Annotated in this window: 12 protein-coding genes; 1 reads left to right on the top strand and 11 read right to left on the bottom strand. The window is 29.2% G+C overall.

The genetic code is table 11. The annotated features are described in order from the left end of the window. Nucleotides 1-1,737 carry an ABC transporter ATP-binding protein gene (locus X275_RS02530; RefSeq protein ID WP_197072580.1) on the bottom strand — a complete coding sequence of 579 codons (1,737 nt, stop codon included), beginning with the start codon at nt 1,735-1,737 and terminating at the stop codon, nt 1-3. Between the two features lie 104 nt (nt 1,738-1,841). Between X275_RS02530 and X275_RS02525 the strand changes: the two genes are divergently transcribed. Continuing rightward, nucleotides 1,842-2,582 (top strand): MBL fold metallo-hydrolase, encoded by a 741-nt coding sequence (locus tag X275_RS02525; RefSeq protein WP_047267386.1) that lies wholly within the window; start codon nt 1,842-1,844, stop codon nt 2,580-2,582. On the opposite strand, the gene X275_RS02520 is transcribed toward X275_RS02525, so the two are convergent. The 10 genes from X275_RS02520 to fliK all read right to left on the bottom strand — a co-directional run. Then, nucleotides 2,562-3,194: a hypothetical protein gene (locus X275_RS02520; protein ID WP_047267385.1), complete on the bottom strand. Its 633-nt coding sequence runs from the start codon at nt 3,192-3,194 to the stop codon at nt 2,562-2,564. The genes X275_RS02525 and X275_RS02520 overlap by 21 nt on opposite strands. Next, complete coding sequence (fliY, locus tag X275_RS02515) at nt 3,191-4,489, bottom strand: flagellar motor switch phosphatase FliY (protein ID WP_047267384.1); 1,299 nt, start codon at nt 4,487-4,489, stop codon at nt 3,191-3,193. The genes X275_RS02520 and fliY overlap by 4 nt, the downstream gene beginning before the upstream one ends. Before the next feature lie 24 nt (nt 4,490-4,513). After that, the gene (gene fliM / locus X275_RS02510; RefSeq protein WP_047267383.1) at nt 4,514-5,542 is read right to left on the bottom strand and encodes a flagellar motor switch protein FliM; all 1,029 of its coding nucleotides are present in this window, start codon (nt 5,540-5,542) and stop codon (nt 4,514-4,516) included. 14 nt (nt 5,543-5,556) lie between these two features. Beyond that, nucleotides 5,557-6,102: a flagellar basal body-associated FliL family protein gene (locus X275_RS02505; RefSeq protein ID WP_047267382.1), complete on the bottom strand. Its 546-nt coding sequence runs from the start codon at nt 6,100-6,102 to the stop codon at nt 5,557-5,559. A gap of 14 nt (nt 6,103-6,116) precedes the next feature. Further along, the gene (locus X275_RS02500) at nt 6,117-6,995 is read right to left on the bottom strand and encodes a flagellar motor protein MotB (RefSeq protein WP_047267381.1); all 879 of its coding nucleotides are present in this window, start codon (nt 6,993-6,995) and stop codon (nt 6,117-6,119) included. Between the two features lie 5 nt (nt 6,996-7,000). After that, nucleotides 7,001-7,771, bottom strand: coding sequence for a motility protein A (locus X275_RS02495; protein ID WP_047267380.1), 771 nt, complete (start codon nt 7,769-7,771; stop codon nt 7,001-7,003). After that, a complete protein-coding gene (locus X275_RS02490; protein ID WP_231588279.1) occupies nt 7,772-7,984 on the bottom strand; it encodes a flagellar FlbD family protein in 213 nt (70 codons plus the stop codon). A gap of 66 nt (nt 7,985-8,050) precedes the next feature. Beyond that, nucleotides 8,051-10,696, bottom strand: coding sequence for a flagellar hook-basal body complex protein (locus X275_RS10980; protein ID WP_052913549.1), 2,646 nt, complete (start codon nt 10,694-10,696; stop codon nt 8,051-8,053). Between the two features lie 28 nt (nt 10,697-10,724). Beyond that, a complete protein-coding gene (locus X275_RS02475; RefSeq protein WP_047267378.1) occupies nt 10,725-11,387 on the bottom strand; it encodes a flagellar hook assembly protein FlgD in 663 nt (220 codons plus the stop codon). Continuing rightward, nucleotides 11,380-12,701, bottom strand: a 1,322-nt coding sequence (gene fliK, locus X275_RS11660) for a flagellar hook-length control protein FliK (RefSeq protein WP_047267377.1), incomplete at its 5' end; no start/stop codon positions are given. The genes fliK and X275_RS02475, both read right to left, overlap by 8 nt.

The following is a 12,701-nucleotide window of genomic DNA, read 5'->3' as shown; positions in this document are numbered from 1 at the left end:
TTATTCCTCCTCCAACTTTTCTTCAATTAGTTGTTTCATATACATTCCATAATATGCACTTTCTAATGATAATAATTCATTATGATTTCCTTGTTCTATTATTTCACCATTATCAAAAACATAAATTTTATCAGCATTTCTAACTGCTTTTAATCTGTGCGATATAACAATCATTGTTTTATTAACTACATTATTTCTAAGATTTGTTATTATTGCTTCTTCAGTTTCGGTATCTACTGCAGATAAACAATCATCTAATATGATAAATGGCGCGTTTTTAGCTAAAGCTCTAGCTATAGAAACCCTTTGCTTTTGCCCACCAGAAAGAGTAACTCCTCTTTCACCAACTAATGTTTTATATTTTCCTGGTAATTCCATTATATCTTCATGAACATTTGCTAATTTAGCATATTCAGGAGATTTTTCTACTTCTTCAGGGTGTGCAAAACTTATATTATCTTCTATATGCATTGAAAATAAAAATGATTCTTGAGGAACATAGGCTATATTATCCCTAATAATTTTAGAATGTATTTTATTTATATCCATTCCATCTATAAAAATTGTATTATTTTCAACTGGATAAAATTTCAATAATAATTTTGGAAGAGTCGATTTACCTGAACCTATTTTACCTACAAATGCTACCATTTCTCCTGGTTTTATTTCCATGTTAATATTTTTTAAAGCATATTTTTCCGTATTTGGATATTTGAAATTTAAATTATTAATTTTTATATGTCCTTTAAATTCAAAATTTTTATTTATTTCATCTGGTTCTGAGACACTTGATTTTGATTTCATTATTTCCATCAATCTTTGATAAGAGGCTTTCCCTCTTTGTAACACATTTACAACCCATCCTACCGCCATCATTGGCCAAACAAGCATTCCTATATACGAATAAAACATTACTAACTGTCCAAAGGTTATCTCATTATTTATTACCATTTTTCCACCAAAATATATTGCAAGAATTCCTGAAAGCGATGCTAAAAATTGTATTAGCGGAAACATCAAACCCCAGGTTTTTATTAATTTCATTTGAGCGTCATAATATTTTTGTGACCTTTCATTAAATCGTTTTTTCATTGTATTTTCTAGTGAAAAAACTTTAACTACATGTATTCCCGCATAGCTTTCTTCTGTATGGTCAGATAAATCTGAAATCGTTTTTTGAAGGTTTTTAAATAATTTCCTTATTAAACCACCAAAAAATAATGTTATTAATCCTATTATGGGTAAAGGAATTAATGATAATATTGTTAATTTAGTATTTACAAATTTCATCATTGCAATTATCGTTATTGTTGACATAAAAATCGTATCGATTATCATTACAATTGACGGACCCATTGCCATTCTTACGGAATTTAAATCTTCTGTAAATCTGGTCATCAAGTCCCCCGTTCTCCATTTGTCATAAAAATCATATGATTGATCTAATATGTGCGAAAATATTTTATTGGCTGTTTTAAATTCAAATAATCTCGAGGTTCCAAATATAAAAAAACGCCATATAAATCTGCCTATCATTATTGAAAATGCCAATATTAAAATTGAATAGATGGACGTTTTTATTACACTCATATCTTCTATTGTTTTTAAATCATCCATTATTGCTCCAATTTTTCTTGGAATAAATATTTGCATATAATCAATAAACAGTAAAAATATTATGCCTATTAAATACCTCCACCAATTTTTTTTAAAAAACTCTTTAATTATTTTGAACACCCCCTGAACTTTGTTTGTATTACAAACTATTTTATCATTTTTAAGGAAAAAAATCAATATATAAAGAATTATTAAATGAAATACATTTAAGGAGGAAAACACTTATGTTAGAAGTGATTGGAAACAAAATACTGATTTTCTGGTTTGAAAACTTTGCAAGTAATGTTACAGCCATAGAGTTGAATGAAGAAGTTATTTTAATCGATTCCTCATTATATCCAGAAAAATTAAAAAAAATTATAGATTTGGTTCAATTGAGAACAAAAAAAACTGTAAAAAAGGTTTTTTTAACCCACCACCATCCAGATCATTCATTTGGTGCTATTTTTTATGAAAAACTTGAAATCATTTTATCTGAAAAAACTCTTATGAAACTTTTTGAATATGATGATGATTTATTAAAAAAAATCTCTGAAGAATCTGAATTTGATTTTTCTAATTTACAAAAAAAATTATCCAAATGTAAGTTTAATGTTTTTAGAAAAGATAATTTAAATACTTCTTCTAAAACAGTAATAAGTGGGATTACTTTAGGTGGACATACAAAAGATTCAACTATTTATAAAATTTATCCAGAGAATATTGTTATTACTGGTGATATTATAGTTTCTGAAATACATTCTGAATTAAACGAATCAAATATTGACAATTGGATTAAAATCTTAGAAGAATTAAAAAAACAGGAGATAAATATAATAATACCAGGTCATGGGAGACCTGGAGATAAAAAATTAATTGATAATCAGCTAAACTATTTGAAAACATTTAAAGCTCATGGAAAAGATGCCTTATTAAAGAAATTTAAAGATTATAAATATCCTGAATTACTTTTGAATTTCCAATAATTTTTTCTTGATAAATTGGGTGTTATATGGTATTATTCTAAGTTTTATTTCAACTCTTTTTTTGTTATTTGAATTTAAAAATTCTATTTTTTCTAAAAAACTTATTCCCATTTCATCTTTTAAATATACTTTCATTTGCGTGTAATCAATACCTAAAAATCTTAAAGCATTTTTGGATTTTGGATAAAAATAAAATATTTTATAATTTTGTTCTTTTAATTCTTTAATAAAAAATTTATCGGAAGAATATGTTACTGATAAAATTCTGATAAAATTTCTAAATATTTCCAGGTTTTTTTTTATACCTTTATACTTATCAACATCTTTTTCCAGATCCGTTAAAAACTCATCATTGTGAAGATCATAATAGTAGTCAATACCAGATAAAATTGACGGCTCTTTTATTCTAAAATAAAAATATTTAAAATTATCAATGTATATATACATCGAAACAGAGGTGGGTGTTGAATCCACCTCAAATTTTATATTTAATTCTATTTTAAATTCACCAAGTTTAGTATATTTTGAAAAAACATCTATAACATTATAAGAAAAAATCATATTAACTGAAATAAGGAAAAACATTAAAAAAATTATTTTTTTTCTCTTCATTTTAAAGCTCTCAACCTTTCTTCTAATGATACTATTTCTGTTATTCTAACTCCAAAATTTTCGTCTATAACTACAACTTCCCCTCTGGCTATTAACCTTCCATTTACGTATATATCCACAGGTTCACCTGCAAGTTTATCCAATTGTATCATAGAACCCTGATGAAAATTTAAAATATCTCTTAAAGAATATTTTCTTCTACCAAGCTCTACTGATACATTTAGTGGAACGTCAAATAAAAGTTGTAATTTTTCAAGATCAACATTTTCAGTAGGTTCTATAGGACTTCCTGAAATTTGATTAAATGACTTTGGCTGAACATTAATTTGTTGTTCTGGAGGAATATATCCCATTGGCTGTTGCATTGGCATTTGTTGTGGGTACATCGGTTGCTGCATTGGCATTTGTTGTGGGTACATCGGTTGCTGCATTGGCATTTGTTGTGGGTACATCGGTTGTTGTATTGGCATTTGTTGTGGGTACATCGGTTGTTGCATTGGCATTTGTTGTGGTACAGTTTGTTGTTGCATCTGTGGTTGCGGCTGGGCAGTTTTCTGACTTTTATCAACATCTACATTTTGAGCGGCTAATACTTTATCTTTTATATCATTTGCTATATCTATTGGTACAAATTGCCACATTTCCCCTTCTTGCAGTCCTTGAATTTTTAAAATAAATTTAATACCTATTATGGTTTCAGATGCTCCTTCTAATTCTGGCGGAAATGACACATTAGGATCGTCAAAATCTAAAACTTCTACTTGCGGAGGTGTTATATCTACCTTGGTATTTAAAAATTCTGATAAAGATGTTGCTGAAGCACCCATCATCTGGTTTATTGCTTCTGCTAAAGCGCTTATTGATATGTCATCAAATGTTTCTGGAACATTTTCTCCTGTTCCTCCCATCATGAGATCAGCTATTACAGATGAAATTTTCGCAGGAAACAGGAAAAAATTTGTACCTTTTAAACCATCTTTGTAATTTATTGAAATTATCACGTATTTCCCTGAGAATTGATTTTTTATTTCTGATTTTAATAAAGTTAACGGAGTAGGACTGGATATATCAACTTTTCTTTTTAATAGCGTAGACATAGTTGTTGCTCCAGCTCCCATAGCAATATTTCCCACTTCTCCAACTAAATCTAATATAATTGGATCAACTTGAGTTGCTCCACTGTTTATTTGGGAAGAGCTGGTATTTGTACTTTCTTGATTTGACGTTGTTTCATCTTGATTTAATCCCTGCAATAATGCATCTAATTCTTCTTGAGACAAAAATTCATCTGACATGTAACACACCTCCGCTATTGTTACCTATTGCAAGCTTTTCAAATATCTTTCAACTAAAACTTTTTCAAGCAATTCTGGATCTTCTTTTTCAATTTTAACAGCATAATGACCTTTATGAACACCTGGAATACCTTTAAAAACAGGTGTGTCTTGAATTGTTATATTTATAGGTTCATCATTAAATGCATTTAATCTTATTACATCCCCTACATCAATATTAATAAAATCGCCTAATTGTATTGTTGTTTCACCTAATATAGCTTTTACATCTGCTTTGGTCATTAACACAGAATTTTTCAATTTTTCAATCTGTTTTTGCGTGGTTTTTCGATCGGGTGACCACAATCTGGTAGTCAATTTTTCATTAATCGGCTCTAAAAGAGAAGATGGCCAACAAACATTAATAAAGCCCTGTATATCTCTAAAGTTAATAGATAATGTAATTAAAACTGTCATTTCATTTGGTGCTGCAATTTGAACAAATTGCGGATTAAATTCTGTTTTTTCGAGTATTGTATCAAACGGAACTATTGTTGCCCATGCTTTACTCAATGCTTTAATTAAAGATAATCCTTCTTTTCTTAATATTGCAAGTTCCAGTTCAGTAGGTGTTCTTAATGTTTCAAGGGGAATTCCTGGTCCTCCTAATAATTTATCGACTAAAACATATCCTATATCCAACCCCATTTGAAATACTGCACTTCCAGGTAATATATCCGTAGAAAAAACAGATATAAATGTCGGACTTGTCAAAGATTGTTGAAATTCACTAAATGTGATTTGATCAACACTTGCAAAGGTTACATTTACATATGATCTTGCACGTGAAGAAAGATATGTTGATACATCTCTTGCATAATTTTCATGAATAAGTTGCAATGTTCTCAATTGCTCTTTTGAGAACTTCATTGGTCTTCGGAAATTATATTCCCGAACATTAGCCATAATATCTTCTTCTTCACTTACATTGGAAACAGCTAACGACCCTGCCTCCATAGCATGCAATAACGCATCTATTTCCTCTTGTGACAATGTTTCATTATCTGGAGGCATATTTTCACCACCCTTTAGTAAGCTGATGTGATTACTACTATATCTATTATAACCTGAATTACTCCAAATTTCTCCTTTTCACCAACAAATCCCGTAATCTCATTTATTGCATTTTTTATTTGATTTTTTAATATTTCTCTACCTTCAACAGTAGTTAAATCTTCACGCGTTTTCGTAATGAATATTAATCCTATTGCTTCCAATATCTCCACATTATATTCGGCTATTGCTGCTCTACATTCATCACTTCCTACTTTTAATTGCAAAGCGTTTACTATGGCTATTTCATTACCGCCTTTTAACATAAACTGTCTTTGGTGACCTTCACGTATTACTTCTGCCAATCCTACCTGTGGTGTTTGTTGAACTCCTTGAGCCTGTTGTTGAGCTTGTTGTTGAGCCTGTTGAACTATGTTTTTACCTAAGATATTTATGAGAAAAAAAGCTCCACCAACTGATAATACTACAGATATAACAACGGCTATTATCAATAATAGTATAATATTGGGACCTTTTTTGCCTTCTTCCTGACCTTCTTCTTGAATTTCTTCATCAGCCATTAAAATTCACCTCACTATCTTAAGCGCTGCCTCAATATCAATAAATCTATTCTTCTATATTTTTTTCTCAAAATTTCCAAATTTTTTTTATATTGCTCTTCTAATTTTTTTTCTTCTAATTTCATATTGGAAATATTTATTTTCCCCTTTTCAAAATCTTCTTTTAATTTTAGTTTTTGTGCTTCTATATTTGATTTTAAATTTTCTATATCATTTATTATATCTTTATCTCCAACTGCAATTGGAAAGAATCTATCTGCATTATAATAATATTCTGGATCAAATTTTCCTTCTTTTACATCTGCTAATCTCTCAAGTGTTCTTTTTTGTTTCATTTCATCCGCATAAAATTTAGCAACACTTGCCGCTCTGGCTGCTGCTAAATGCCAATTAGATGGATATATTGATGTATTTTGAGGCGGTCTATCATCGGTAAAACCATATATTTCTATTTCATTATTGGAATGTTCTATTAATATTATACCCAGTTTATATAACAATTCTTTTGCATCTGCTGTCAATCTGGCACTCCCTGGTTCAAAAAATGCCATATCCTGCATTTTAATAATTGTTCCTCTATCATTTTCCTCTATTGTTATTCTTCCCTTGTATTTTGGATTATCTTGAAGTCTGAAAAGTTCAACTCTTATACCAGGATTTGAAGTAATCAAACTCTCTTCTGAAAGACTTCGCCCACCCGTTAAAACACTTGGCGGAGTCCCACTAAAAGGACTTCTAAAACTAACAGCTGCCTGTTGAAATTTCCCAGGTGAAACTGACGACATAGAAAACAACATAACAAAAAAAGTCATTAATAACGAATTCAAATCACTAAATGTTGCCATCCAACCAGGTGGTGGTGGTGGCCCTTCTTCTTTTTTACATTTTGCCATTTAAATCACCCTTCTTTTTCAGACTCATATTTTTGCTTATCTGCTGGTGATAAAAATGCTTTTAATTTTTCTTCCATGAGTCTTGGATTTTCACCAGAAACTATAGATAATATTCCTTCTGTTATCATTCTCAATTGATTTACCTGTAATCCTGTTCTTCTACCAATTTTTTCTGCTATAGGTAAAGAAAAAATATTTGCGATAAATGCACCATATAATGTTGTAATAAGTGCTATTGCCATTTTAGGTCCTATTGTTGTTGGATCATTTAAGGTTTTTAACATCATTATCAACCCGATTAATGTTCCTATCATTCCATATGCTGGTGCTAATGTTCCCCATGTATTTAAAACACTTGCCCATTTTCCCTGCTCTGCTTCAAATAATTCCATTTTTATTTCTAAAATTTTTCTTATTTCTTCTGGGTCCGTTCCGTCAACAGCAGCTCTTAATCCATCTTTCATAAATTCATTTTCTAATCCTTCCAAATCTGCTTCTAAAGAAATAAGTCCCTCTCTTCTTGCTTTTTCTGCAAAGGAATATAATGTTTTTAAGGTATCTACCGAATCTATTTTTGGTTCTTTAATACCCATCATCACAGCACTAAAAAACTTAAATGATACATCTTTAGGAGCTGCTATAAACATTCCGGCTATTGATCCTACAACCGTGATAAAAAACGATGGCCCATCAATTAAAGCCGTAGGATCAGCTGCTGCCCCAATTCCTATCGCAGCAAGTGCCAAAACAAGTCCAACAATACTTGAAATATCCATCTAATCACCTCTTTGAAAACCAGCAGAAAATATTTTACTTTTAAAGTTTACTATTTCTTTAATTATTTCATCTATATTCTCTCTAACTATATAAATATGCCCATTATTTAAAAGAATTGTTGTATCTGGTCTTGCCTCTATTTTTTCAATCATATCAGGATTTATATAAAACTCTTTACCTCCTAAATTCGTTACTTTAATCAAATAACACACCTCCGATGATTATATTACAAAATAATTATTTTCTCTAATGTGAATTAATTTGAAATCTATAAATTATTATCTTTTGAGATTTACAAGTTCTGTTAATATTTGATCTGATGTGGTTATTACTCTTGCTGCAGCTTGAAATCCTCTTTGAGCCGTAATCATTTTTGTGAATTCTTCTGATAAATCAACATTTGACATTTCTAATGCTCCTGATATTAATGTTCCTGCTCCTTCTTCTCCAAATGATCCTATTTTAGCAATACCGCTATTCTCACTTTGAGTAAATAATGAATTTCCCATATCAATTAACCCACCAGGATTAGTAAATTTTGCTACTGCAACTTGAGCTATTAAATCCGATTTCCCATTTGAAAATATCCCTAAAACTTCGCCTAAATCATTTATTGTAAAGTTTTGTAATACTCCTTTTGCATTTCCATCCTGATCTGCAATATTAACTGAATTTGGAGCCGCAAATTGTGTTAAATCATACATATTCAAATTCACCTTTACAGGTCCTGCAGCAGCAACAGATGCTGGAGCTACTCTTTCATTAGGTGATGCTCCTGTACTTGCTGGATCAAACCAGAAACCTATTGAACCATTATCATTATCTGAAGTATTATAATCAACATATCCAACAGAGTCCAATCTCCATCTTGAGGTTAAATATTGTCCTTTACCATCAAATGCTATTACACCCTCTGCAGGATCTGATGTTGTTGTACCATCTTCTGTTATTTTATATAATGGTTGTCCATCAACTGTTTCTGCCTTCCAATACCATGTATTATCAGAAATTTTTGAATATTTTATATTAATATCATAATCATTTCCAAGTGAATCATAAACCTTCGTAGATATTACAACATTCGGGTTTTCATACTCTGCTATTTTATAATTTTGTGAATTTTCTGTATCAATTAATCTCAACTCTCCTGAGACAGGTGTTTGAATAATCTTTTTTGCTGCAACATATCGAACAGTACCTGCTTCAGAAGTTTCACCACTTGTATTCGTAGTAGTATTCACAAATGTATCTGTTGCATTTGCTTCAATAACAGACAATCCAGAAATTGTATATTTTCCATCTGCAGATTTCCAACCACTTTCCATTTTAGAATTAAATTCTTCAACTGTATCAGCAGATGCACTATTTCCGTCTGCATCTGTAAACGTTACAGTTTTTAATGTTCCGCTCTCTTCTACTTTTAAAGTTATTGTTACATTACCAGTTGCATCTACACTAAATGCTATATCTCTCGGATCATAAAAAATTTCATTATTTTGACTATCTTTTAAAGATATACCCCCTAAAAATTTCACATCTCTTTGATTAGTTCCATCTGTCAATTGCAATCTATTATCTTCATCTTGATATTTTGGTATTAATTCTCCTTTTGTATCTGTCATATATATTCCATCAAGCCCCCATTCTGTCTTATCATCAGAACTTGATTGATAAAGTTCTACAGACAATGCATTTGCCTGACCAACTGGCAATAACGCTACGGATTCTGAAATACCTGAGTCTAATATCAAATTTTTTAATGTTATCTTATTTCCTGCACCATCATCTAATGTAACCCCTTGCGCAAATAATCTGTTTAAGTCATAAAATGTACCATCTGTTGTAATTGTACCTGTATATGTTGTTCCAGCATTATCAGAAACCTGTATTGTTACTTGATTTGGATTAGTAGCATCTCTATAAATTAAAATATCTGGTCTATCTGATGCATCTATAGTTCCACTTCCATCATCATCATCCTGAGATAGTAGTGTAACAGGTGATCCATTACTATCTGAAACAGAAATATCTCCATAAGCTCTTAATGGCCAATCTATACCATTTTTACCTAAATCTATTCTTGAACCTGCAGGAAATGATGAATTAAAATCATTTGCTGCGTTCGCTCTTACAACATGCCCTGGATAATTAGACCATCTTAATACATTTCCTACTTCGTCAAGCTCGACTTCTCCGTAATTACTTCCACCGAGCAATTCATAGTTTTTATCTGGATCTACAGGTTCAGCATGCCATCTATATACAATTCTGTCTTTATATTGTTCAGACATTATTCTTTCAAATGTAAATTTAACCGGAACAACATCTCCAGATGATGATTTTATTGTCATTGTTGTTTCCTTTATACCAACATCAGAATTTAAATTATCTGATAAATTTAAGAATGTTGTTTCTCTTGCTTCCATTACTAAATTAGGCGAAATTGTAATATCTTGTATTGGTTCATTAGAATCTATATATCTTTTTCCAGTATCTGTAACCTTCGCATTCCATCCTTGCAATTTCATTCCACTTGAAGGATTTACAAAATGGCCTTCTGAATCCAATGTAAAATTACCAGCTCTTGAAAAATATTTTGAAAGTCCATCTGATAAAACAAAAAAACCTTCTCCTTTTATTGCCATATCTGTTTTATTCCCTGTATTTTGAAGTGATCCTTGTGTCATTATTTTATCTATAGAAGCTATTTTAGAACCAAGCCCAACTTGAATGGCATTTGTGCCACCAAATTGCCCACTTGCACCTCTACTTTCTGATAATGTTTGAGACAATGTATTTTGAAAAGTCACCCTTGATGTTTTATATCCAACTGTATTTACATTTGAAATATTATTTCCTATTACATCTAATTGTGTCTGAAAATTTTTCAATCCACTTTGTCCACTAAACATAGCTCTTAACATAATAATCTCCTCCTAAATTTATATTATTTTATATTTCTGATATTTCAATAATTTTTTCTGTACTGTATTTTTGGCCATTTACTAATACATAAAATTTATTATCATCAAATTGAACTGCATCAACTTTTCCTCCATCCAACCCACCAATCTTTTCTTTTTTTCCATCTCTAAATGTATATATTTCATATTTATACTCTCCATCAGGCATTTTTACTCCGTTAGTACTTATTCCATCCCAATTGAAAGTTTTCATTCCTTCTTCCTGAATTCCTAATTCTCTGGTATATACTAAATTGTTTTTCTTATCATATATGTCAACATATACTTTTGTTGGTTCTTCAAGATTATAAACTATTGCATCTGAAAAACCACCTGTTAAATTTATTTTGTTATTTTCTACCACAACAGTTTTTCCTATTAAATTGGAAGCCTGAACTTTAAATAAATTCATTTGTGAAGAAACCATTTCCTGAAAAGATTTACTCATATTCATAATCTGTTCAGTAGAAGACAATTGCGACATTTGCGAAATAAATTCTTTATCATTCATTGTATTTGTTGGGTCTTGATATTTTAACTGTGTCATTAATATTTTTAAAAAAGCATCTTTATCTAATTCTTTTTTAGGTTCATTGCTATTTAATTGAGAGGATGGTGAAAAATAATTTAAATTGTTTATCCCATTAATCATAATATTCACCTCTTAAAATATTAAAAAATTGTTTGTCTTCGCTTTTTTTCTTTTCATTTTTTTTAGAAGATTTGTTTTCATCTGAAAATTTTTCCTCTTCATTATTATTACGATCATTATTATGATTTTCTTTATTTTGTTCTTCAACTTCTGATTCAAATAAAAATTCTACTTTTTCATATTTTTCTTTTAAATTTATCAATAGTGGTTCTATTCTTTTTTCTAGTTCCTTTCTGTTCTCATTATTTTCTAATGAAAATTGTATCTTTACATTTTTGTGTGATTTTATTATTGTAATTTCAATATTTCCTAAATCTGGAGGATTAATTTTAAATACCGTTCTTTCAAAATATTTTGGAAAATTTCGTGCTTTTTCAATTAAATTCTGTATTTCAGGTAGTATTTTATTTAGCGAAACAGTTTTTACGTATACGTTATTGTTTTTATTACTTGAATTATTTAATTCTATTAACGGATGTAAATAATTAATATTATTTGAATTTAAGTTCGTTTTTCCTCTATATTTATTTAATGTTTTTAAATTTAAAATATTCTTTTCATCCTCTTTATAATCATTTTTATATATTTTATATGTCATAGAATCCATGTATTTAATTATATTTTTTACATTTATATCAGAATTCTTCTTTTTTAGTATTATTTCTGCATCATCTGATATAACCTTTTTTATTATTTTTACATTAGACATTATATTTTTCGATGTAATACTGGTTTTTTCCTTTAATACTTTCTTCAAAGTGTTTTTTTTCAAAGAATGTTTTGCTATTAGTAAATCCACCTTTTCATCAGAATATAAAATTTTATTTTTCTCATTGCTTCTTTTAAATATTTTTATCTTATTTTCTATTATGCTTTTTAAATCGTTTTTTAATATATCAATATTACTATTTGCATTATCAATTTTTTTTGTTTTTTCATTTAATAAAATTAATTTCATTTTTTCTTTTTTGTTATTCTCTATATATCCTACCAATCCTGTATTAAATTTTACTTTTATAATTTCATTTATATCTTTCTTTAGAATATTAGAACTTATAACGTTTTTTTGGATTATTAATAGATTTGCTTCATCTAAATTCGAAATAATTAATCCTAATTTTTCTTTATAAAATATATAATCTTCTTTTTTTATTTCTTCTGGCAATTTGTTTTCTTTTTCTATTAATTCTTTTATTATTTTATTTATCTTTCCTTTTATCTTCTCTGTGTTTTTTGCTTTTGTTTCTATCTTTTTATTTTTTACTTCTTCTGTTGCCAATATTTCTTTTATCTTTACTCCTTCTTTTTGTCCTT

The sequence above is a fragment of the Marinitoga sp. 1197 genome, from assembly GCF_001021165.1.
Taxonomy (GTDB): domain Bacteria; phylum Thermotogota; class Thermotogae; order Petrotogales; family Petrotogaceae; genus Marinitoga.
This window is presented reverse-complemented; position numbering and strand designations above follow the sequence as displayed.